The organism is Ligilactobacillus acidipiscis DSM 15836 (assembly GCF_001435755.1).
Classification (GTDB): Bacteria; Bacillota; Bacilli; order Lactobacillales; family Lactobacillaceae; genus Ligilactobacillus; species Ligilactobacillus acidipiscis.
On sequence record NZ_AZFI01000017.1, the window covers coordinates 1 to 22,075 of the forward strand.

The 22,075-nt window shown below is 39.3% G+C and carries 31 protein-coding genes and 1 pseudogene; 8 read left to right on the forward strand and 24 right to left on the reverse strand.

All coding sequences use genetic code 11. The features are described from left to right. From FC65_RS02560 to FC65_RS02670, 24 genes and pseudogenes are all read right to left on the reverse strand, one after another. Positions 1-393 (reverse strand): annotated as a pseudogene (locus FC65_RS02560) (phage capsid protein); the annotation flags it as partial. Between the two features lie 18 nt (positions 394-411). Beyond that, positions 412-1,431: an XkdF-like putative serine protease domain-containing protein gene (locus FC65_RS02565; RefSeq protein ID WP_056971434.1), complete on the reverse strand. Its 1,020-nt coding sequence runs from the start codon at positions 1,429-1,431 to the stop codon at positions 412-414. Positions 1,432-1,445: 14 nt separating this feature from the next. Continuing rightward, positions 1,446-2,054 (reverse strand): phage minor head protein, encoded by a 609-nt coding sequence (locus FC65_RS02570; RefSeq protein WP_056971435.1) that lies wholly within the window; start codon positions 2,052-2,054, stop codon positions 1,446-1,448. Then, on the reverse strand, positions 2,036-2,275 hold the full coding sequence (locus FC65_RS02575) for a hypothetical protein (protein WP_056971436.1): 240 nt from the start codon (positions 2,273-2,275) through the stop codon (positions 2,036-2,038). The genes FC65_RS02570 and FC65_RS02575 overlap by 19 nt, the downstream gene beginning before the upstream one ends. Beyond that, positions 2,247-3,722 (reverse strand): phage portal protein, encoded by a 1,476-nt coding sequence (locus FC65_RS02580; protein WP_162257040.1) that lies wholly within the window; start codon positions 3,720-3,722, stop codon positions 2,247-2,249. The genes FC65_RS02575 and FC65_RS02580 overlap by 29 nt, the downstream gene beginning before the upstream one ends. A gap of 66 nt (positions 3,723-3,788) precedes the next feature. Further along, on the reverse strand, positions 3,789-5,192 hold the full coding sequence (gene terL / locus FC65_RS02585; RefSeq protein ID WP_056971438.1) for a phage terminase large subunit: 1,404 nt from the start codon (positions 5,190-5,192) through the stop codon (positions 3,789-3,791). Continuing rightward, complete coding sequence (locus tag FC65_RS02590) at positions 5,185-5,613, reverse strand: terminase small subunit (RefSeq protein ID WP_056971439.1); 429 nt, start codon at positions 5,611-5,613, stop codon at positions 5,185-5,187. Before FC65_RS02590 ends, terL begins: the two co-directional genes overlap by 8 nt. A 185-nt stretch (positions 5,614-5,798) precedes the next feature. Beyond that, the gene (locus FC65_RS02595; RefSeq protein ID WP_056971440.1) at positions 5,799-6,383 is read right to left on the reverse strand and encodes a restriction endonuclease; all 585 of its coding nucleotides are present in this window, start codon (positions 6,381-6,383) and stop codon (positions 5,799-5,801) included. Between the two features lie 406 nt (positions 6,384-6,789). After that, the gene (locus tag FC65_RS02600) at positions 6,790-7,221 is read right to left on the reverse strand and encodes a hypothetical protein (protein ID WP_056971441.1); all 432 of its coding nucleotides are present in this window, start codon (positions 7,219-7,221) and stop codon (positions 6,790-6,792) included. Beyond that, positions 7,211-7,618 (reverse strand): hypothetical protein, encoded by a 408-nt coding sequence (locus tag FC65_RS02605; RefSeq protein WP_056971442.1) that lies wholly within the window; start codon positions 7,616-7,618, stop codon positions 7,211-7,213. The genes FC65_RS02600 and FC65_RS02605 overlap by 11 nt, the downstream gene beginning before the upstream one ends. Beyond that, positions 7,606-8,205, reverse strand: a complete 600-nt coding sequence (locus tag FC65_RS02610; RefSeq protein WP_056971443.1) for a hypothetical protein — start codon at positions 8,203-8,205, stop codon at positions 7,606-7,608. The genes FC65_RS02605 and FC65_RS02610 overlap by 13 nt, the downstream gene beginning before the upstream one ends. Then, positions 8,202-8,390: a hypothetical protein gene (locus FC65_RS02615; RefSeq protein ID WP_056971444.1), complete on the reverse strand. Its 189-nt coding sequence runs from the start codon at positions 8,388-8,390 to the stop codon at positions 8,202-8,204. Before FC65_RS02615 ends, FC65_RS02610 begins: the two co-directional genes overlap by 4 nt. 43 nt (positions 8,391-8,433) lie before the next feature. After that, complete coding sequence (locus FC65_RS02620; protein WP_056971445.1) at positions 8,434-8,682, reverse strand: hypothetical protein; 249 nt, start codon at positions 8,680-8,682, stop codon at positions 8,434-8,436. Between the two features lie 81 nt (positions 8,683-8,763). Next, positions 8,764-9,762, reverse strand: a complete 999-nt coding sequence (locus FC65_RS02625) for a phage replisome organizer N-terminal domain-containing protein (protein WP_056971446.1) — start codon at positions 9,760-9,762, stop codon at positions 8,764-8,766. Then, complete coding sequence (locus FC65_RS02630; protein ID WP_056971463.1) at positions 9,749-10,468, reverse strand: putative HNHc nuclease; 720 nt, start codon at positions 10,466-10,468, stop codon at positions 9,749-9,751. Before FC65_RS02630 ends, FC65_RS02625 begins: the two co-directional genes overlap by 14 nt. Positions 10,469-10,588: 120 nt before the next feature. After that, entirely contained in the window at positions 10,589-11,311 is a 723-nt protein-coding gene (locus tag FC65_RS02635; RefSeq protein WP_235803063.1) for an MBL fold metallo-hydrolase, read from the reverse strand. 5 nt (positions 11,312-11,316) lie between these two features. Then, entirely contained in the window at positions 11,317-12,243 is a 927-nt protein-coding gene (locus FC65_RS02640) for a recombinase RecT (RefSeq protein WP_082618971.1), read from the reverse strand. Between the two features lie 18 nt (positions 12,244-12,261). Next, positions 12,262-14,199, reverse strand: a complete 1,938-nt coding sequence (locus tag FC65_RS02645) for an AAA family ATPase (RefSeq protein WP_056971448.1) — start codon at positions 14,197-14,199, stop codon at positions 12,262-12,264. Continuing rightward, complete coding sequence (locus FC65_RS02650; RefSeq protein ID WP_056971449.1) at positions 14,186-14,410, reverse strand: hypothetical protein; 225 nt, start codon at positions 14,408-14,410, stop codon at positions 14,186-14,188. The genes FC65_RS02645 and FC65_RS02650 overlap by 14 nt, the downstream gene beginning before the upstream one ends. A 176-nt stretch (positions 14,411-14,586) precedes the next feature. Next, the gene (locus FC65_RS11780) at positions 14,587-14,739 is read right to left on the reverse strand and encodes a hypothetical protein (RefSeq protein ID WP_156408561.1); all 153 of its coding nucleotides are present in this window, start codon (positions 14,737-14,739) and stop codon (positions 14,587-14,589) included. A 205-nt stretch (positions 14,740-14,944) separates the two neighbouring features. Then, positions 14,945-15,214, reverse strand: coding sequence for a DNA-binding protein (locus tag FC65_RS02655; RefSeq protein WP_056971450.1), 270 nt, complete (start codon positions 15,212-15,214; stop codon positions 14,945-14,947). 263 nt (positions 15,215-15,477) lie between these two features. Beyond that, positions 15,478-15,759, reverse strand: a complete 282-nt coding sequence (locus FC65_RS02660) for a hypothetical protein (protein ID WP_056971451.1) — start codon at positions 15,757-15,759, stop codon at positions 15,478-15,480. 2 nt (positions 15,760-15,761) lie between these two features. Beyond that, positions 15,762-16,478 (reverse strand): phage antirepressor KilAC domain-containing protein, encoded by a 717-nt coding sequence (locus FC65_RS02665; protein ID WP_056971452.1) that lies wholly within the window; start codon positions 16,476-16,478, stop codon positions 15,762-15,764. Between the two features lie 15 nt (positions 16,479-16,493). Then, positions 16,494-16,679 (reverse strand): helix-turn-helix domain-containing protein, encoded by a 186-nt coding sequence (locus tag FC65_RS02670; protein WP_056971453.1) that lies wholly within the window; start codon positions 16,677-16,679, stop codon positions 16,494-16,496. A gap of 269 nt (positions 16,680-16,948) precedes the next feature. Here FC65_RS02670 and FC65_RS02675 point away from each other — a divergent pair, with 269 nt between their 5' ends. The 8 genes from FC65_RS02675 (at position 16,949) to FC65_RS02715 (ending at position 22,016) form a co-directional block, all read left to right on the forward strand. Continuing rightward, the gene (locus tag FC65_RS02675; protein ID WP_056971454.1) at positions 16,949-17,284 is read left to right on the forward strand and encodes a helix-turn-helix domain-containing protein; all 336 of its coding nucleotides are present in this window, start codon (positions 16,949-16,951) and stop codon (positions 17,282-17,284) included. A gap of 8 nt (positions 17,285-17,292) precedes the next feature. Continuing rightward, on the forward strand, positions 17,293-17,712 hold the full coding sequence (locus FC65_RS02680) for an ImmA/IrrE family metallo-endopeptidase (RefSeq protein ID WP_056971455.1): 420 nt from the start codon (positions 17,293-17,295) through the stop codon (positions 17,710-17,712). Next, entirely contained in the window at positions 17,705-18,565 is an 861-nt protein-coding gene (locus tag FC65_RS02685; RefSeq protein WP_056971456.1) for an SHOCT domain-containing protein, read from the forward strand. The genes FC65_RS02680 and FC65_RS02685 overlap by 8 nt, the downstream gene beginning before the upstream one ends. Positions 18,566-18,632: 67 nt before the next feature. Beyond that, positions 18,633-19,316, forward strand: a complete 684-nt coding sequence (locus FC65_RS02690; protein ID WP_056971457.1) for a hypothetical protein — start codon at positions 18,633-18,635, stop codon at positions 19,314-19,316. A gap of 242 nt (positions 19,317-19,558) precedes the next feature. Continuing rightward, entirely contained in the window at positions 19,559-20,008 is a 450-nt protein-coding gene (locus FC65_RS02700; protein ID WP_056971459.1) for a hypothetical protein, read from the forward strand. Continuing rightward, on the forward strand, positions 19,968-20,390 hold the full coding sequence (locus FC65_RS02705) for a hypothetical protein (RefSeq protein ID WP_056971460.1): 423 nt from the start codon (positions 19,968-19,970) through the stop codon (positions 20,388-20,390). Before FC65_RS02700 ends, FC65_RS02705 begins: the two co-directional genes overlap by 41 nt. 88 nt (positions 20,391-20,478) lie before the next feature. Beyond that, positions 20,479-20,790 (forward strand): hypothetical protein, encoded by a 312-nt coding sequence (locus FC65_RS02710; RefSeq protein ID WP_056971461.1) that lies wholly within the window; start codon positions 20,479-20,481, stop codon positions 20,788-20,790. A 68-nt stretch (positions 20,791-20,858) separates the two neighbouring features. Beyond that, complete coding sequence (locus FC65_RS02715) at positions 20,859-22,016, forward strand: tyrosine-type recombinase/integrase (protein ID WP_056971462.1); 1,158 nt, start codon at positions 20,859-20,861, stop codon at positions 22,014-22,016. Positions 22,017-22,075 lie beyond the last annotated feature (59 nt).

Genomic DNA, 22,075 nt, shown 5'->3' on the forward strand with positions numbered 1-22,075 from the left:
ATCTGCTGCGTACTGCTGTTGCATCAATGTAAGCAATGCCTGACGTACATCTTGGCCACGAGTCCGAGCAGTATAGAATGTATTGCTGTTTTCAATCCATGTATCAAGGTACATTGCAACCAATGTGAAAGGTACAGAACCTTCTTCAGCAATATCAGTGCCATCTGGCTTAGTTGCAGCGCCTTGGTGCTGTTTCAACGTCCGAGACTTAACGCCTAAGCTGTCGATCGAACCAGTGCCACTTAAAGCAAAGTAAGCGCCTAATTTTGGCAATGTGCCAGCCTGTGCAATCTGATCCAAAACAAAAGCGCGAGCATTATCATCGCGCAAAGTAACATTGTTACCAGCCTTTTGGATCGAGTGCATTTGTTTAATTAAAATTTGATTATCCATGTATTTCACTTCTTTCTTTTAGTCCAAAGGGAAGACATCATCAACATAATTTGGTACGTTGTTGTCTTGTGCTTTAGTTACTTCAACATCGTTTGCTTTGTTGGAAGTCCGAGCCTTTTCCAACTTTTCAAGCCGTTCATTCACTGGTTTAACAGCTTCTTGAACAGCTTTAGTAATTGCTTCTGTTTCTTCGTTTGTTTCTGGCTCTTGATTGTCTTCCGGCTTGTTAGCCTTTTCCAATTCTTCCAGTTTATTATTGACTGGTTCTAACGCTTTACTGATCAGTTCTTGCATTTCTTTAGCTTCCATATCGTCACTCTCCTTTTCGGGTTTGAATAATGATTTCAACGTTTGTTTTAACTTGTTACTTTTCTGTATACCATCAGGGTTAATACCTTGAATAACTTCTTTAAACTCATCGGCTTCTTGTAAGACCGAATTTAGCTTAGATGCAATGTCGGGGTTTCGCGAACTATAAATAGCTTCGTCAACGTTATCTCTAAAAACATTCACGGCTAAAAGCACATCATGTATCGGCTTACTTTGTTCAAAATCGTCCTTAGTGGACTTCTCCAACACCTCAGCTTGCCCTGCTAATGAATAGCCGGTGAATTCTCCTTTTTGAATAGCGTCCCAAATTTCATCAGTCGCTTTTGTAACCAAGACCCATGTGCCTTTAGTTACCTTCTGTGTACCGATCTCCATATCTGCAGGTGCTACATAACTTTCAACTACTTGACCAGCATGTGTCGTGAAATCATGTTGTTTATCGATCTGTTGATAGTTTTGCATAAAGCCATGAGCAGCCTTTTCGATTTCATCAGCGCTCATTTCATCGCCCTGGCTATCTTCGACATCAGGCTCATAAACCACGCCATAAACTAATTTTTGCGGATCATCCACCTTAATCAAAGGCTTGACTTGTGTTTCGAAGTTGGGCTTACCATCGGCGCTTTTAGTCAATAAAAAAGACCGCTTATTAGCAGCCTTATCAACATATGATACATGTGTTACAGTAACATTTTTCAGTTGTCGCATTTACTCACCCCCTTTCAATTTAAGCTTTCTCCAACCATAACAGGCGTTAGGAAACAATGACATCCAACACTCTCAGCCGGTGGCAAATTATAATCACGTGGGAACCGTACTTCATAGCCACCCACATTAAACGTCTGGCCCTTGGCAATTCGTACTCCATCCATCGCCATATGATTCTCTCGTGGCGTCTTAGGACTGTCATGATTCCATTCCAGACCGATAACATTGTCATTTGCCATATACGAACTGTAATCAGTGCTGGAATAAGCACGAAAAACTTCAGTCTGTGCAGTCTGTCGGGCTCGGTTATATTTGAATTGTCCTGAACTCTCCAACTTCTCAGCTAACCAGTCGATACTTTTTTCTTCGGCTAGTGCCTGTCTGATTAACTTACCGGCTGTGTTCTCGTTGCTTTGGTTCATCATCTTCCCTAGTCCATCGACCCAATGCTCGTACTCTTTACGTTGAGCCATTAGCTCGGGGAAATAGTCAAGCTTGAAATCTTTAGCAATCAGTTGACCATAACGATCATAGAATTCCAATAACTGCGGGCTGATCTTTGCCTCAAAGTCAGCAATGAAGTCTCGCTTTCCGAACTGAGTAGCTAACCAAATAGCAGGCAAATAGCAGGCAGATACTGAACGAAATTGCTCTCGTTCGCTCTGTCCGCTATCTCTTGTATTTGTTGCTGGTCCATCGCCAGAATATCGTGCAAGTTATCCCCAATATTGCGGATATACTCCACCACAATATCGATATGCTTAACTCCCATTTCTTCCAGCAAAGCTCTTAACTGCTTATCTTCATCGACCTGCTCAGCTAGTGCCAGTTGAATGATGTTCATTCACCACACCTCGCAATGTCTGTCTGATTTGTGCAGCTAGTTCACCTTTGCCGTATGCTTTAGCAACCTGCTGTGTTAGTTGTTGCTCTATCAGCTCGCTAGTGCCCTGCTGTGGTACTTTCTGCTGTCCAGCAGGATAATTGTACGTATCATCGTCAAACGGCGCTAACGGCTCGTTTAACAATCGTGAGAGCAACGGTCTAACATCGTTTGGTGCAAGTGCATTGGCTTGAACTCCAGTTTGGATAACCTTAACCGTATCATCGGCATTGGTTAGATTAGGTGTCTTTAATACCAGTCGGGTATGTTTAAAGCCGTACTCTTCAAATAACTTGTTCAGATACCACTCAAACTCAACTCGTTCAGGTTGGAACACCTGCTCTTCTGTCGTCTGCTTAGCAGTTTCGACTGTGGCACGATTATAGTCACTTGATAGTCCAACATAAACAGGCGGCAATCTAAATGCTGATAGTACCATCTTTACCACGTTCTCATTGTAATCAAGGAATAAAGCGTCTTTCTGCAACACGTCCGCCAGATGTTCGATCTTAACACTCGGCATGTTCTGTTTCTCATTCAGTCCCATTGGGCTTTGATTACTCTTAGATTCAGCGTCCAGCACCATGAACTTATGTTGTAGCTCTTCGCTGCCTACATCATTAGCATACGTGCTTAGTGTGTCCTCGGCTTCTTTAGTCAATTGACCATTAGAAACAACAATAGCCAGTGGCACGTGTCTTCCTTGCGTGAAGTATCGATAATTAAGCTCATCGGCTTTGCGACTGCCTAGAATCTTAATTAGTACACCAATATAACGTGGCACTCCGTAAGGTTCATCGTGATCACCCAGTTTTATATGCATGACTTCTGTTGCATTCCCATTGCCGCCTTTAGCAATTGAACCATCGGCATTGAGTGGTGTCGGGTCGCCAAAAGATTTGTACCATACCGACGACTTGTTAGCAGCGTCTTCCCTCGGGTTACGATACACGAAATAACGAAACCGGCGCGTCTGTCCATCGACTTCGACATCGTTCAGTTTCGTTACTTGCATGTATTCAGGTTGCAGAGTTTCGCCCCCGACGACTTCGCCCTTTTGATTGCGTTGCACTTCAAGAAAGCCATCGCCACACTCTTCAACGTGTCGCTTGAGTTCTCCCAGAACTTTGTTAACTGGACGATCGAATGAAAAACTATTCATGATTTCCAACAGTGCATTAGATTCACTGTCTTCTTCTTTCTCACGTCCCTTAGTATCATCGTTATCCGTGAACTCCGTATCAATACCAAAGCCGACAGTATTTTGCACATAGGCATCAATACATTGATGTAAGATGTCGCTGTTTTCACTTATACGGCGTAATTGCCCTTTATCATATGGTAAGGTAAGCAGTGTTAAATCTCGCAGTATATTATCACCTTGCAAGTTTGCTTTGCCCGCCGTCACCTGCTGCCGCTTCATAATTCTTAATGGTTTACCGTCATATGTTCTACTTGTAATTTCTACCACCTCCTAAAATAATGTGCGGTGCTTGCGTTCATCGTCAGATACACGCTGACCTGTTAGCATTTCGCAGATGCCGACTAAAGCATCTAAGTTATCATCATGCTCATTCTTGCCCTCACGTTGGTAGTGCATAGTGTCCTTATACAGTCTTGGCCATCTTGTACCCCAATTGCTTGGGAAGTACACATGTTCAACTACCCAGCTAGCATTAGATAAGATACGGGCATTCTTGTTACCAGTCTGATGGAACCACTTGACAACTGTCTTGTTCCAGCCTTGCTTATTCATCTTGTCGATAACATTTCTAGCAAAGCCACGGCCACCGTTGTTAGATTCGATCAATGCGAAGTTGACGTTATGTTCCATGTATTTCTGCACCGTTAATGGTTCAGTGACTTCCATCGGCTCTTTAGTATAGATAGCGTCAAGGATGTATGCTTCTTTCTCAGGTGTTACACCAAAGATGAAGTTAGCATAGTTATCAGAGCCTTCGTCAGCTGTATCACAATACGACAAGATAGCCTCGAACTGTGGGCGCTCCGTATAGGTCTTAACATACGGTATCAATGCGCCCTTAGTGTCTATTGGCTCCTGCTGGTAGTTAGCTGCTGCAATTTCAGGGCTAAGCACCGCAACCTTACGATCGTACTCTTTTCGGCTTAGCACATCGTCACATAGCATTGTGCCATCGGACTGCATCGCTCTCATCATGATCGTTTTGACCTTGTAGCCTTGTTTTGGCATCTCGTCCATCACTCGACCAGCCAGATCTTGACTGCGCCACCTAGTCATAACAACAACGATCTTCCCACAAGATTCTAAACGTGAAAGCATGGTATTGGTAAACCACTCCCAATGTTGCTCTAGCACATTAGCATTCATGGCTTCTTCTGCAGACTTGATCAGATCGTCAATGATCATGATATTAGCACCAAAACCTGTTGCCGTACCTTTAGGAGATGTCGCTAAGTAGTTGTTATATCCTCCTTCTAAGCTCCACAGATTCATCGAGCCATCGCCATACTTGATCTTGGTACTAGGAAAGACATCGGAGTAGACTGGAATGCTCTCATCAGCCTTCAATTCTTGAATAGCATTGCGGACATTCTTAGAAAACACCGTTGATAACGTCTCATTGTACGAGGCAGTCATGACTTTAATGTGCGGGGTCTCGCCAAGCAACCATTCAGTAAATAGTGTCAGGCTCCTGCTTTTTCCCATTCTCGGAGGCATGTTAACAACTAGAATATCATCATCACTATCAGGAAACTCCTGCAGTGCTTTGCAGAACTCCCTCAGATATTCACGATCAAACTTGTAGAACTCGGGTGCCAGCAGATTGCAGTATCTAAAAAAATCACGGCGGGCCAATTCGATCTTTGCTTGCAATCTAATGCTTGCGTCAATCATCAGCACCACCGCTATCTGCTAACTTGATAAGTTGTTCGGTTGTCAAACCTTTGTATGGGTTAACTATCTTCATATCGCCAGTGACTTCGTTCTTTTGAATGTACAAGTTATCCATCTTGTTCAACAAGTCAATGGCCTTCATTTGATCATTAGGATGCTCTTCGTCATCGGCTATATCCGATAGCTTAACCATGCGCTCTTTTCGGGTCATTATGGCTTTGTCTTGTGCTTCTTCAAGTAGTTCCTTGTACCTTATCGAAATCTTACTGTCATGCGCTAGTTGACTAGCCTTCACGTCTACGGTATTGTCTTTCCATCGTTTCGACTGTTTAAAGGCTGCTCGATACGCTTTCCGTTGGCTCATGCCTTGTATTAGGCCTTGAACGAACTTTTCTTGTCTTGCATTTGCCAATACAGGCATTTTTATCATCTCCTTACAATACGATTTTCAGAAACAACCAAGCAAAGAACTTGAACAGATACCACACGACTACCCAACTCAATGCAGTACCTACGATCGATATAATACAACCCGTTCGTCTGTTCATAATTACACATCTCCTATTTTTCTGCACAAAAAAAGCAGCTTAATAGCTGCTGCTTTTATTAATATGGCAATCCCCCTTGCTTTTTGAGGTTTTTAGTTAATGTTTTCATTGTTTCTATGTTTTTGCTATTTAGCTTAGAAGTATCTAGTATCAAAACTCTATCTACTTGGGAATAAAGTTTTTTTGCTTTATCAGAATAATCATTGGTTGTAACCAAAATGTTCTTCTTTGCTTTTGAATGTTTTAACTTCGTTATAAATTTTTTTGTTTCATCGTCGTCAAAAAGTATTCCTTCCACAGGAAAAAATATAGAAATGTCCTTATCAAAAGCAAAATTTTCCTCAATAAATTGGTTTCTTTTAATAAATTCTAAATTTAAAGAACCAATCTTATAATTTTGATTCAATTTAACTTTTTTAAATCCTATTTTCAAAGATCCATTAAATAATCTTGGCACCTCACTTACATTTCCTGTTACAAAAACACATTTATTAAGGTTTGATGCTTCAATAGCGTTAAGGGTTGCTGTCAACTTGTCTTGGTTAAAATATCCTCGTACTAACACATTTTTATCGTTGTCCGTATTGAGGATATTCATTAACTCTTGAATAAACTCCCTTGGTTCTAACTTTTCTTCTTTCATAGTTAACTCGCCTCCTCTTTAATAATACAAAAGCCCAGCTTCAATAGCTAGGCTTTATTGGAGGCATTTCATAGTTTTATGTCTTTTCGGACTATGTATGTCCCTGGTCAGGGACTAGCCTATATCCCGGCTAACGGTTGATCGGTGAACCAATGGCAGTAGCAGGGATCGAACCTACTGTGTATATATCAGTGAGAAAGGAAGCTCGTACTCTAATCATTCAGCCGTAGAAAAATCACGTCACCAGGCACTACCACGGCGGTATCATGACCGCCACACCATATTTTAGCAAAGGAGAAAAAATTAGAAAAACCATTAATTATGTTCATAGAACACTCTTTAAAGAATTTTCTATAATACCATTATAGAACTTAATTCATGGGTTTCTGTGCACCCACTGTGCATGTTAGTTTAACTTAGCTTGAACTGCTTCGACAAAAGCCTCTCTGCGATTGTACACTGCACGCCTTGAAAGATTGACCCTTTCGGATATCTGATCAGCATTATATATTTGCGTTTCTCTTAGATAAAACTCATATATTATGTCATATGTAGCATCATCCAAAAGACTTCTAACATCTTTTTTGACACATTTCGCAAGTGTTGATTCAACTGCATATTGCTGATTTAGATAGAATTTCAAAACTGGGTCATTATCTTTTTTCTCCAGCTTTTTTTCGATAACTTCACTCCGCACATTTTGAGGGCGTCCACCGCCAATGTTTTCATCTTCATCAACTTGGTAAGGATATTCGATTTCTTCTTTTCTCCTGGAGATCCTCATCTCTAAGTTTGGATAATCTTGAATCGCTGCGATTGCATCTTTCCTACTTGCCATGGACAGCCTCCCATTTTTCAACATCATCTTTTAAAGCTCTTTGAACCGCCATGTGTGCATCATCGATCACTTTAATATAATCTTCCACTTGATGAACTATAACGTCGTCATGGACATCTGGCATACGTATAAATCCATACAGTGCATAATCTAACGACAGATAGAAATATTTATCAGCAATCACTTCTTCGCCTGCTCGTTTGCCTTCCTCGGCAATTTTAGTTTGGCAAAGAATATAGTTGTACGGGTCACGCATTATTTTCCATTGATCGTTCAGTTTGATTTCAAAATTCGCTTTTTCTTTGTCACTTAAACTGCCAGAGGCGTGTAGCACCTTTCCCGCAAGTTCTTGATAGGATTCAATTTCGTGGCCAATTTTTTGTCTTATATCTTGCATCTGCTGTCGTCTCCTCTCACATGTTCTTTCCAGGTAAATACTCTGAAACGTGGATGCTTCTTGTTTTTCTCGTTAAAGATCGTACCGTTGGGTATCCCCAAAAATTCGACTACATCGTGCATGTTGTTGAACATGGTAGTTCTACCATCCTTGACCAAATAACGAACGCTTCTATGCCTTTTCATGTCAGCTATTTCTTCCCATATACCGTGTTGACGCATATAGTACGCTAGCGCTTTGGGTACAAATTTTATGCCATGTTCTTCTTTAAGGACGGCGGTTATCTCGATATAAGTCGTGCATCTCCCAGCCAGTGAGCGGATAAGTTTCTCGTCTAAAAGAGAATCATTTCGGGTTTTGTATACAGAATCGTGTGCCCCTAAGCCTAGCCGTCCAAGAACGTTATAGACTGAGATCGTGCCAGAATATCCCAGGTCGTTAAGTTCTGCGTTGGCCATCAAAACATCGGTTTGACCACCAGGAGCAGTGTTGTTGTAGAGGCTTGCGTATATATCTACTATTGCCCCGCCTTCTATCCGTGCTGTAAATGTCAGCCAGTCGAATACCTTGCATTGACTTAGATTCATTTGCTGCCTCCTAATGTTTTTCCGTTCAATATTTTATTGACGGTGTCTGTTTTGCCGAGCTCGTAAGCCCTATCTATGATTTGCAGAATATTCGGATTAACATTTTCAAATTTATCCAGGTCACTTAATGCGTCGTATAGTATGTTATTAGCTTCAACTCTTAACGAAAGTAATTTATCAGTCATGTCGTTATACCTCCTTAATTTGTCCTCTGAACGTTTTCGACACTTAAACGTACAATTTACCGTTTGACATCTCCACACGTTTCTCACGTGCTTTATTTTTGATTTGGTTGGCTTTATCGTGTCCGATAACTTTGTAATTTTTTAAATCCGCTTTATTACTGCTTTGGTCGACCATGCCGGATTTATAAATTGGTCCGAGGTTATACGGTTCGCGACTGCCACGCACGACGGTATGTGCATTCTTATCCCAGTTGATAATGCGAGATCTACCTGTTACTTTTCTTCTGCTCATTTTCATCAACTCCTATCTCTGCTAAACATTCGAAGATATCCATTTCGTGATAAACCGGCTCTGTGTTCTGCTCGTTCTTTTTCATTTCTTCAACCCCAGTTCTTCCATGCGTTTGTTCAAATCAGCCTTAACTTCCGGACTTGCTCTTTGATCTTCATGTTCTTTGCCAGCCCAGTCAGGTAACTGCTCTTTCTGAACAACGGATCGTTTGCGGTAGTTGTAAGTCCGATCCTTGCCGCTTGATCCACTTTCTTTTTTAACTAACTCCGCTTTGATATCTGAAAGTGTTACGTGCTTATTTCGCTCCCAATTATCAAGAATACCTTGCGCATACTGATATGGTTTTCTAACGTTTTTAACGCTCGCTGCTTCTTTCAAGGCTAAACAAAAGATATTAGTTACTTCTTCCGGATCATTATTAAGTTCCAACCAGTCAGCAAAATCCTGATCTAGGTCTTGATACCAAATTGGGGTAAACTGTCCGAAATTGCACTTGAACTGATAAAAGTCGACGATCTTATTGCAGTATTCTTTTGTCGACAAACCAACCGACGATTTTTGCTCTGTACTTTTGTCATTCTGCTGCTGTTGGTTTGTCTCTTTCTCTATATCTATATCTTTCTCTAACTCTATCTCTAACTCTGGTGTACGTTTGTCGTACATTTGTACACCCTTGTTTTTTGGAGCTTCGATTTGTTGTTTTTCAGATTGAATTTTAGTGCGATATTTCCTTATCCTGTCGGCTTCTGTGCTTGATTGCCCGATAAAGTTCTGAATGTCTAGCATGTAGATTGCTCCGTTATCTAGCTTTTCAATTAGGCCTAAATCTTGAAATACAGAAAGTGCTGCTTTAACATCGCCAACTGAATGGCCTGTGACGCCTGCAATCATCTGTTCACTGTATGGGATGTGATTATTAAGCATCAAACGTCCTTCGTTTTTTAAGCTCCTGAGATAAAGCTTTAGCAAAATATTTGAGTATTTATAACCATCCGGCATTGATTCCAACAGTTTCATCTCGTCACTGTCAAAAAAGTTATCTTTGAGCTTGAGATAAAAGTATTTTTTATTCTCTGACATTTTCAGCCTCCTCCCTATAGTTTCCTTTAACACCTATCTTCTTGAGTGTTTCAACGTCTAATTTGATTCCATTGACCGGCAACTTATATTTAGCCGAAAACTTTGATCGTCCAATCTGCTCGATTTCCCTGTGATGCTCTCTGCATAGCGCCATCACGCGTCGTTTGGTATGATCAACTTTCAATCTATTGCCACCCATACCAATTGTTTCTACGTGATGAATGTCGGCATGTCTGCCACACTCGAAACATTCGCGGTGCTTGCAGCACTGATATAGAAACCAGTTCTCATTTTTTGGCAATAGCTCATAACTTTCTTTGATTGGGACATTCCATTCGAAAACGAAATCAACAACTATATCTAGCAATCTGTTGGCGTCTGAAACTGAATTGCTGGTGTTGTCTGCCAAGCTGATCTCGGCTCCGTCGTTTTCGATCGAATATGCAGTGTAAAAATAATCTTTCAAGAAGTCTTTCATCGGAGCACCTGCCCAGCTTTGAATGTCGTTGCATAGGGCAAAGAACAGCTTTCTTTGTGCCGGTCGTGCTTTTCGTGGATCAACAATTTCGATTCTGGCATAGACCTTGCTCAAATCTCCGTCATACATCGTTTTCAGATGTTCAATATTCAACTTTTCTTGCAAAACGACGGTCAATTCAGCAAATTTGCTATTTACAATTTTGCGAATAAAAGCGGGTAGCCACATCTTAATCACCCATTGCTTCTGCTAAACTCATTACTTCTTCCATCTCATCTTCTGGAACGTCCCAGATACCTTCATAGCCAAATGTTTCTGCGGCTGCTTGTAATTGCCATTCTTGCATTTTTACACCTTCAATTCGTTTGCTAGGTACACTGGCACGCCTGTCAGGCGCTGTGTACGGCTTTTAAAAAGTTCCGGATCGGCATTGGTACTTGAAACGTGAATTAAAATGACTTGTTGCAAGGCTTTTGACATGTTCGACTTGATAAACTCAAGTGAGTTCTGCATTTCGAAATGTGAGCTGTAAATTCGGTTGCGTAAAAACTTTGCTGTATCAACACCTTGCTCAACTTCTTCATCCAGTACATCTTTTGAATAATTCATCTCGACCATCATTTGCGTGACATTTTTAAATTTGTACTTTACAAAACAGCTGTCCGTCACATAAAGCAGCCTGTCCTTTCCTGACGTGATCAAGAACCCTAACGGCTCAATTGCATCATGTTCAACTGAGAATGCTTGTATAGTGAAACTTCCTATCGTGACGCTCGATCTATTTGCTAAGGGTAAAAATCTAAAATCTGTATTCCAGCCTTTACCTTGCATTCCTTTGAGCGTCCCCTTAGAAGCCAAAATAACCGCCTGTGAATGCTCTGCAAACTCTTTAGCATGTTTGGCATGGTCTTGATGCTCATGGCTTATCAGCAGTGCTCTAACTCTGTTAAAATCAAAGTTCATCTTGGGAGCAACTTTTTTATAGGACAATCCAGCCTCGATCATTAACTGGCTCTGCCCATCGTCCAACAGGTAGCAGTTTCCACTACTGCCCGATCCGAAAACAGTCACTTTGATCAAAATGGTTCAACCTCCTGGTCTTCTTCCTCAACATCTTCATCTTCAATTTCTGTCTGATCTACTGGTTGCTGTGCAACTGTTTCTTTTTCAGGTTCAATAACGGTACCGGTCTGGTTCGTTTGCGGGTAGTTCTGAATCTGCTTAGGTTCTTCTTTATCCGGCTCAAAATCGGTTTGATTGGCGTTCTCGGTAATATTCTTGCGCACTTGGGTTTCTGTACTATCATCTTCAAACTCGTTGTCTGTCGTCCGCTGAATGGCGTCAAAATCGAGGTTGCTATCGTCCGAAGTGTTAACGAACATTTTAGCCGCACGATCGAGCACCGTTCTTTTGGCCATTTCTTCGGGAAATTTATTTTGTACCTTGTTAGTCTTTGCCTGGCTCCAACTATTGTCGATTTGTTTCTTAGTCATAATCGTATATATCTTCTGACCGTCTACCCGCTCAACCACTGCAAAGGCCCCAACAAGCGGCTTATCTAAGTTCTGAAATTTGGGTTCAAAATCTTTGATCAACATGCGTCCTTCTTCGGCTGCAATCTCAAATTTATCGTCTTCATGCACGACATCCGCATAGATGTCTTTGATATCGTCAAGGGATTTAAGAACCGTGATCGTCCCAAAATATGACCGCTGCAACTGAATCTCACGACCGTATGCAATGAAATAGCATTGTGTCTTTGCCGGTGTTAGTCCTTGTGTGACCATATCAAGCAAGGCATTTGCAATCGAATCTCTTGAGCAAACTTGCAAAGCCGGTTTTTTGTCTCTTGTTTCGACTTTATTTAAAGCGAAGAATGCTGATTTCAAAGCATTCTGATAGTTGTAATTCTTTGGCAAAGCAAGCCCGCCTTTTGTCAAGCTTTCGACTTTGGTGCTAACTTGATCTGTGATATCTCTTTGGATTTGTGCTACTTGATTCATAATTTTCTCCTCCTAAAATTAAGCTGCTTTAACTGTTAACTTCTTGGCCTTGGTAACGACTAAGGCAATCTGCTGTGCTTCAGTTTCTAAAATGTCGTTGACCGATTCGGCGTTATCAATAAAGATCGGTGCTTGGACTTGGTAGTAGTCTGATAAGGTGTTGATGATGTCCAAACCGGCATTGATCCGTGCAGCGTTGTTCAGATCTGAATACGGCACACCATCGACTAATGCTTCACATGTTTCGTCAAGCTCGCCATTCTTTTGCAGATTGAACAATTTGAAACTAACAAGTTTAAAACGTTTGTTGATCAGTTTCTCAAGCATGCTGACCTTAGTTCTCGTGAACTGGTCGATCAGATACTCGGTTTTATCCAGCTCGTTAAACTTTTGTTTTAAATTAGCTTCTTCATCCTCAAGTTCTTTAATTCTCTGATCCTGCGTATTTACTTGTTCGTATTTGCGTAACTCAACTTGGACCTTCTCGAGTTTGTTCTCAATATCTGAAACCTTGGCTTGTGCTTCTTGGATAGCCTTATCGTTTGAGGCTTGACCTCCATTGATCTGTTCTTCAATGTCTGCAATTTGTTTCTGTGTGTCCTGGTACTCTTGCGAATCTTCGAAAACTGGCAACTGTGCTTGTTCTGCGTCTAATTCCTGTTTGAGTTCGTCAGCATGTTGCTTGGCATCATTGAACTTGACTTTTAGTTTTTTAGATTTGGCTTTAGCATCTTCGAATTTCTTCTCATATTCTTTGATCTTGCTAGCTTCTTCTTTACCTTTAGCAAGAATGTCTGCCAATTTTTCAGAATGCTTTTGATTAAAGCTATCCTTGATCTCTTCGACTTTATCCGCTGGCAGTGGTTGACCACACATTTCGCAAACCGTTGAGCCTTCATCAAACTTGATTTCTTTTTCGGCGTGATATTGTTTTAGTAGATCCTCCCTGTCTTCTTTTAGGCCATCGACAAACGCCGCCATTTTTAAAAACTCAAGCTTTGCGTTATCCATAATCTGCTTTGCTTCACGTTGCTTATCAAGTTGCTTGTCATAGTCTTCTTTTAGACCACCGATCTTTAATTGAATCCCGGCATCAAAGTTATTCTTTTTAACTTGCAAGCTTGACTGCAACTGGTCCTTCTTCAAAGCTAGTTCGACAGTGGCGTCCATATTTTGAGCTTGCACAACGTCCTCACGTGCTTTTGAGAGATTGAGCTTATAAGTCTCGACAATCTCTCTTAGTTGTGGCTGAGGCGTACTGATCAGCTCAGGCTTGCCTCTTTCAGCCTCATCTATCCGAGATGGAATGCTCTCAATGTCTTTCTTGATCTGTCGTTTCTGGCTCGCAACGATCTTCTTTTGCTCCGAAACTGAATGATCCCCGAGCAAGTCGGATAAATCTTTGAGCTTACTGTCTGACTTGATAATTTCTTGATCAGTCAACTCTCCAGCAATATCAGTTAAGACATTACGTTGTTTCTCCCAATGGAGTGCCGTAAATGCTGCAGGGTTCGTGATCATCTTGAAAGCGTCCTCGTTGATCAAAGAATTGATATATTCGCTATACTCTTTCAGTTTCTGTGGTACATCGTCAATATAGAGCTTCGTTGTGTCCGGCTTACGTTGCTTTTCAAGTTGACCCTTAGGCTTGACCCAGTTTTCTTTTAGAACCCGGCGTAACGTTTTCTGCTGTCCGTCAATTTCGAAAGTGGCTTCAACTTCTGGCTCAAGTCCGAGAACTTCACTGCCTTGGTCATCAAGTGGCTTCACGTTGAATTTCTTGGCGTCCTCACTATTCTTGCCAAACAATAACCAGGTAAAAGCGTCGAAGATCGTGGTTTTACCTGTGGCGTTTGCTCCGCTAACTGCGATTGGTTCGCCCTCAGCTTTTAACTCAAAATCTCGAATGCCTTTAAAATTGTGGATCTTCAAGCTGTCTAATTTAATCGTTTTCATGTTTCATTTCCTCCAATATTCTGCCGCGTTCGTTATAGCAACGCATTGCAATGCGTAAATCAGTGATGTTTCTCATATTGGTTCTAAAAGCGATATACATAATCTCTAAGAAACTGATATAATCCAACCGGCTCATTGATTCGCGAACGTCGCTAAAGTAACGATTGATGTTCTTTTCTTGTTCTCCCCGGCTCATTTCGTTTAGATCCAAATTGACCGCCTCCTGTGGTATACTTACTGTGTAAATATTTTTCATGAATATTTTTCTAGTCGTGGTCCTCAGCCACGGCTTTTTCTTCGTGCTCAAACTTCACTAGAACGTGACCCGCAAGCAAAGCAACTAGCAATGATAAGGTGACATAAAACAATGTCCCAATTAAATTGAATCTAACTAAAATCGTCAAAATGCCGGCCAAGATTAGTTCTACGATGCTTGCGTTCATCTTGCTTCACTTTCCTTTCTTCTTCGATCTTGCTCTCCAAATGGTCCAGAAGAACAATCAGACTAACAATCAAACCTGTCTTAATAATCTCTATCAACTTTCCACCTCCTAAAGTAATAGCCAACAAATGATAATAATCGCTGTTATCCAGAACGATATGCTGAAAATACAGCCTAATGCACAACCGTCAAATTCATTCATTTGCGCCACCTCTTCTTGATATATTCGGTTGCACCTAAGATAGCGAAATAAGCAACAACCACACTCACGAAACTTTCCATTGGTGTCATGCCCTCATCTCCTTACGCTTTATGCCGCTCGATGAACTCATCTAAGTCCTTACGATCAAACACCAGACGAGTGCCGATCATTGCAACAGGTATCGAATAGCGAACATGGTCTTTGAAACGAGAATCTTTTAATGTTAGATATTTGACAGCTTCATTCTTAGTGAAATAGCGTTTCTGTCTAAGCTCTGCCGCTTTCTCAACTTCTTCATCAAACTTCTCCATCAGATGTGCAAAGAATTCTTTTTCAGCCCCCTCTTGCACTTCCAACTTGATTTCTGCCATCACAATCACTTCCTTTATTTAAATCAATTGATTATCCTTTATAGTTCTTAATCATCTATAATTGAGTTATTCTCCTAGCGAAAGGAGGTGAATCTTTGGCAACAAATCCACCAAAGAATAACGCTCGCAAGGGTCTCTCAAGCTTATAACCCTAAGACGAATCGTTATGTTAAACGAAATTCAGAAACTGGCAGGTTTATGGATGTTAAACAAAACGGTTCTAAGTTTAAAGGCGTAAGAACTGAGAAATAGTTGCATGCGATCTAGTCGAACAATTCGGCTAGGTCGTTTTCTTTTAAAACTTGATTCAAAACTAACGATAATTGATCAACCATTTTTTCATCATGATCTTCGTATCCTGCTTCAAAAAATATTGCATGAAGTAATTCATGAATCAGCGTTTGCGTTTTACGTTCATCTGAAAGACCACTTTTAATTTCGATGTGGTTATCGGCGTATACGCAAACTCCATATTCGTTTGGGTCATTCTCAACTATTTCTTTTTCAAAGATCTCATAATGAATGCCGCCGACTTTAATATTCATTTTTAAGCCTCCTTTTTAGCAAGAAACTTGTTAATAAAGTATTGCTGACCTTTGCCAGTAACCTTTGGTGTCTTAGTGATTCTTACGCTGCCATCTGGGTTCTGAAAGCTACGCTCTTTTATTTCGAATAAGCCAAGTTCCAATGATTTCTGTGTTGGCATGTTACGATCTGATCGATTTCCAGCAATTAGATAGCCGTTATTTCGTAACCATTTGAACAATCTTTGTTGACCGATATCATAGCCATTTTGTTTGATTAGTTTTGCAAGCTCACCTACTAAAATACTTGTATTACTTGTAGATACTGCATCGGCAAATAATGCTTTTGGCTTCATTTCACTATTTTCCAGCTTTAATTTGGTATTTTCGTTTTGAAGAATTGAATAGCCACGCTTTACAATCTCCATTGGATTGTTCCATTTGCGCTCCAGTTCAATAAAATATTTACGGTACTTTTTTCCTTGTTCCGTATGAGACATCATTGACAACTCTTTTGCCATAGAAATCGTTAAGGCATAATCTTGAATTGGTCTTGTACCACCATTTGGCATGTCCGTAACTCCAGTTACGCTCGTAAAATCTTCACCTTCGATAAAGTCTTTAAAATTTTGTTCTACCCATTTGCTGAATCGAGTAGTTACTTGAACTCCCTTGTAAAGATCTCTAGCTGAAACAAGCTGCTGATCATTTTTAACCGTTACTTTAATAAGTTCACCCATTGTTTTTCCTTCTTTCTATTCAAGTCCAAGAATTTTATTGATTTCTTTTACATAGAAATCAGTTTTCTTGCCCTTACGTTTGCCATTGATAATGTCTGAAAGCTGGCTTGGATTAATTCCAATTTCACGAGCCAACCATTGTTGATTTTTATCTCTAACAACTAATGCAACTTTTACCTTGGTTTTTAATTCGCTGGTCATCGTTATTCCTCCCTTCTTACGTTTAAAAGTAAATTATATTTACAAAATGTATTGACGAGTTACGTTCAATAGTTTAATATGTGCGTATAGATAAATAAGCCAGATGTGGCTTATATCATCATTTCTTACGTTATTACATTTTATAAATTTGTTTTACTTTCGCTTGCAAGATAATAATACAATACTATAGAACGTAAGTCAACAATATTTACGTATTAAATTACGTAAATATGAAAAATCCCAACAAAAAATAAGAGGTGTGTACTCGAATGGGCATTTATGAAAGGATTAAAGAACTTGCTAAAAAACGAGATCTGTCTATTAATAAGCTTGAAGAAAAGCTAGGCTTTGCTCGTGGATATTTATATACTTGGAAAAATAAGACTCCAGGAATTGATAAAGTTGAAATTGTAGCAGATTTCTTCCATGTTTCAACAGATTATTTATTGGGCCGAACTGACCAAAAAGAAATTCATACTGACAATCGTGACCCTATTGATAAAATGTTAGATGAAGTTATGTCATATGATGGACAGGAGCCAACTGAAAACGATCGTCAAATACTTAGGAGAATTATCGAGGCTTATTTAAAGAACAAAAAGTAGGTTGTATTATGAATCGTAAAATTAGGGATATGCTATGTGAATACAACATTACGATTGAGTATTCTAATTATCTTGATCATGATGGATATTACATACCAGGGACAAATATAATTGTGCTAAATAACCGTCTTAACGAGATAGAACAAGAAAAAACCTTACTCCATGAAATGACACATGCAGCTCTTCATCGAGAAGATTCTGTGCTGTATGAAATGGTTGAAGGTATTAAACAAGAGATGGAAAACGAGGCTAACAAAACCATGATCAAAGGCATGCTTGATGAATATATCAGCAGGACACAGCTTGACCCTTCTGAAGTTAATTATGTAAGCTTTATCAATGATACTGAGCTTAATCAAAACTATGACACATATGTTATTAAACTGCTAAAACAAAAAATAAATTTAGGGGGATATAAAAATGGCTAAAACATGTGCTAATTGTGGTAAAAAAAAAATAGGATTTACGGACAGTTGCTTAAAATTAAAGGATAAAAATATTCTTGGTGAAGAATGTTATTCGCAAGCTTTGAAAGGGAATACGTTTCAACTCACTTCTTGGGCATTAGAAAATACGTTTCAAGATTTCAAGAATCTTATGTCTTCAGATACTAAGTTAGATTTTAAAGAGATTCACGCAAAAGAAAAAGATAATAAAAAAGCTGCTAAGAAAGCAGAACATGAGAAAAGATTTAAACTTGAAGTTTTGAATCAAGAAAGAATTAAGAATCATAATGTTACTAAATACGGTAATTTGTATTTTGATAATGTTGATAAAGTTATTTTAGAAAAGAAAGATTCTTGGACGCCCTATATAACTTATTCATACAACGATGTATTGAAATACACACCTGTTGATCAAGGACATTCAGAAAAAAAGAGACATGGGATAACTAGAGCCATTACCGGAGATATTATTGCAGGCGGAGCAGGTGCAATCGTTGGAGCAGTTACTGGTGGCAAAAACTACGGATATGTCGATGAGTTGGGTGTAAACATTTCTTTGAAAGATGGAAAATTGCTAACTGTTCGTTTTATTAATGAATCGACCAAACGTGGAAAGATTACCGAAAAAGCCTATCAGGACTGCAACTATCTTTGTGCCCTACTTGATAGCATAACCGAAGAAAACGACAGTGAAAAGATACAAAAAGTTGAAACTGTTAATTCATCTGAAACAGATATCACAGAGCAACTCAAGAAACTTAAATCATTAGTCGATGATGGCATATTGACGCAAGAAGAGTTTGAAGCTAAGAAAAAACAACTATTAAATATATAAAAAGGCTTTTATTATCCGATCCACGTTGACATTAAAAGCCGTGAGAAAATATTTGGGGGAGTTAAAAATGAAAAGAAGCATTGTTTCTGCTTTATCTATCTTGGGAGTAGGTTTGATTTTGGCCGGATGCGGGAGTTCAAGTGCTGATAAATCAGATAATGCTGGCAAGGAACCGAAAACCACAGCATCTGCTAAAGGAAAAACTGAAAAGAAAGACAACCAACATATTAAAAACGGCCCATTATTAAAAGTCGGGCAATGGAAAACTGACAGCACATGGGGCAAGACAACTCTAGAAAAAATTACTGCTCCTAAATCAGTTATTAAAGATGGTCCGCTTGAAATTACGATCAACACTATTTCTTTATACAAAATCGAACCGCAAAACGATGATGAAAGACAGATGGCAAATGATGGTTTTCAAACATCGGGAGTAACCAACCCATACTATACGATTCATATTGACTATAATGTCAAAAATACATCAAGCGACACCGTTCAACTTAACGGCTTAAAATCAGTTGTTACAAGCACTGGTCAAGATCTTGGTATTGACTCCGGCCTAGTTGATGATGGTACAGGCTTAGAAGTCGCTCCAAATGCAAACAAGGGAACTGCTGCAGAGGGACTACTTAATAAGGGAGACGAAAAAAAGGTTAATAAGGTCACACTTCAATTTGATGAAGCTGTTAACTCTGATAGTTTTGACTCTATGGGAAGTGCTCAACCAATGGACTTTGATTTGAAATAATAACCGCCCGCCCTGCTGCGGGATCGGGAAATACGTATGGGAAACAAAAAACAGCCCTAATCAGGACTGTTCAAGATTTCTTCTAAGTCATATTTAAGTTTTTCAGGATCGGAATATTTTTGAACTGCCAGATCTTTAGCGTCTCTTCTGGTAAGTTTCGGATTTTTATTCATCAGTAAAACCATATGCAGATTTATAGCTCGCCAATATGAAAGGGACCCGAGAAAGGAGTCTGTTGATGATTGAAATGGACTAAACATATTAAGCATATAATTCCTCCTTCTTTCTATGCTGTTTTTACCATCTGGGGTTCTGTATCAGCTTTTATTGAACCTATTATAACATTTACGACATGGATTGATGAAAAATATAAAACACCGATTTTTATAGTCATGATAGTCACACTCGTTTTATCCTTGCTCATATGTTTGTTTGTGAGCCGTTTTATTTGCATTTTAAACTGCTTCAAAAAAGAAGAAAACCTAAATGGTCTTAATGAACAGATAGATATTAAAAACGAGCAGATTGACGATTTAAAAAATTCTCTGAATTTAAACGCTTTTATTCTGAATACATTAATGATGAGCATATCGCCTAAAGAAAGAGAAGAATTTTACAAAAAAATTGAATTGGTTACGGAGGTAAATAAAATTGGCAATGGAGAAACTAAGAATAGCAAAGATAATCAATGACACTACTATTGTAATTAACGGTGGCAAAAACTCAGGTATAAAAATAGGCCAGAAGTTTCAAATAATCGGTAAAAAAGGAACAGATCCGGTTATCGATCCTGACACAGGTGAAGAATTGGGAACACTAGATGAGTTAAAGGGAAAAGTTGTTGCCACTGAGGTGTACCCTCGTATGACGATTGCAGAAACTCCCAAAGTTAAAAATAAATATGCGGAGCAAGCTATTGGCCACCAAATGAGGTCAATGAATAATTTAATGGGTGCCATAAACGGTACAACTGACCAAGAATATCTGAATGTCGATCGAAGCCAAATTACAGGAGGTCTACCAGATTCGGACTCTCCAGTACAAATTGGTGACTATGTAGAAAAAATAAATTGACATTTTTCAATACTCATAGCCCGCTTTCTGCGGGTTTTAATTAAGTCGTGAAAGGAACATATATTCTTTTTATAAAGGAGAAAATACTATGAACAAGAAAGAATTAGAAGAATACATTAATAACAACAGTCGGACCATTGAAATCTTTAGTGAAAAAGCCCTTGAATACCAGACTGGTAAGAATAACGATCGCCCTAAAAAGAAACGATGGGGCGAAGTAAAGATTAGCCGTGCAGTTGATGGGATGATCAACACCTTTATGGAAAACGTGCACGACAAAATTAAGACACAAGTCAAAAGGAACGAATTTGAACCGCAACGTTCCTGGATCGACTTTATTACTAAAAACAATGTGCTGGATGAACTAGAAGAATCAGTTATCGAAATGGAGTTTGAATAAAACTTCAAACTGAAAGGCGGTGATACAACTACCCTAGCAATGGCTAACAACTAAGGAGGAAAATTGATATGGCATCAATTCAGAAATATAAAAACAAAAAAGGCAAGCAGCTTTATAAATTCAAGATATATTTAGGAACGGACCCGATAACCAACAAACAAATAACTACAACACGACGTGGGTTCACCTCAATCAAATCTGCGAAGTCAGCTGCTAGAAAATTACAGACTGAGTTTGAAGAGCAAGGTTGGGGCTCAGACAACACGAGCGACATTAGAACTTTCCAGCAGCTCTTTGAAGTTTGGTTTGAGAATTATCAATTGTCAGTAAAAAAATCAACTGCGACTGATTCATGGCAAATATATGAACGATATATCAAGCCTAAGTTCGGTAGCAGCAATATTCAAAGAATCAATGTTTTGTTTTGCCAAAAGTGCGTTAATTATTGGTATAAGAACTATCGTGAAGCTCGACATATTAAAAACACTGTTAGCCAAATCTTGCGGTATGGGATATCTTTAGAGATCATTGATGAAAACCCTATGGCAAAAGTTACCTTGCCACGCCCACTTCCTAAACGAGACAACAGCAATAACTTTTACTCTAAGAACGAATTGAAACACTTCTTTGACTCACTAAACGATATTGGCGATTTGCGGTATATTGCTTTTTTTAGATTTCTTGCTTATACAGGTGTAAGGAAAAGCGAAGCTTTAGCCCTGCAATGGAAAGATTTTAATTTTAAAAATAATACGGTAAAAATAAGTAAAACAATCTATTACGATGCACGTTTAAAACAGGTTATTGTGCAGGAGCCAAAGACCAAATCTTCTAATAGAGTATTAGATTTAGATCCTAAGACGGTTAGCATTATGCAATCTTGGCGAGCAGATCAACAGAAAAGATTCATAAAAATTGGGATAAACGTAATGAATGCAAAGCAGTACGTTTTTACTCAAGAAAAAAGCAACCGATTGTTAGTCCCTAACAGTGTTAATGACTGGTTGAAATGGATCTATAAAAAATATCCACAGAAAAAGATAACTGTCCATGGTTTTAGACACACTCATGCCAGCTTATTGTTTGAAGCAGGAGCAACGATCAAGGAAGTACAGGAACGTTTAGGACACTCAAACTCAAAAACTACACTCGACATCTATACCCACGTTGTAAAAGAAAAGAAAAAAGAGACTGCATTAAAGTTTGCTAACTTTGCTGATAATTGAAAAACGGGGTCAATTTCGGGGTCAAAGATATTTTTACGCAAAATAAAAAAGCCCTAAGC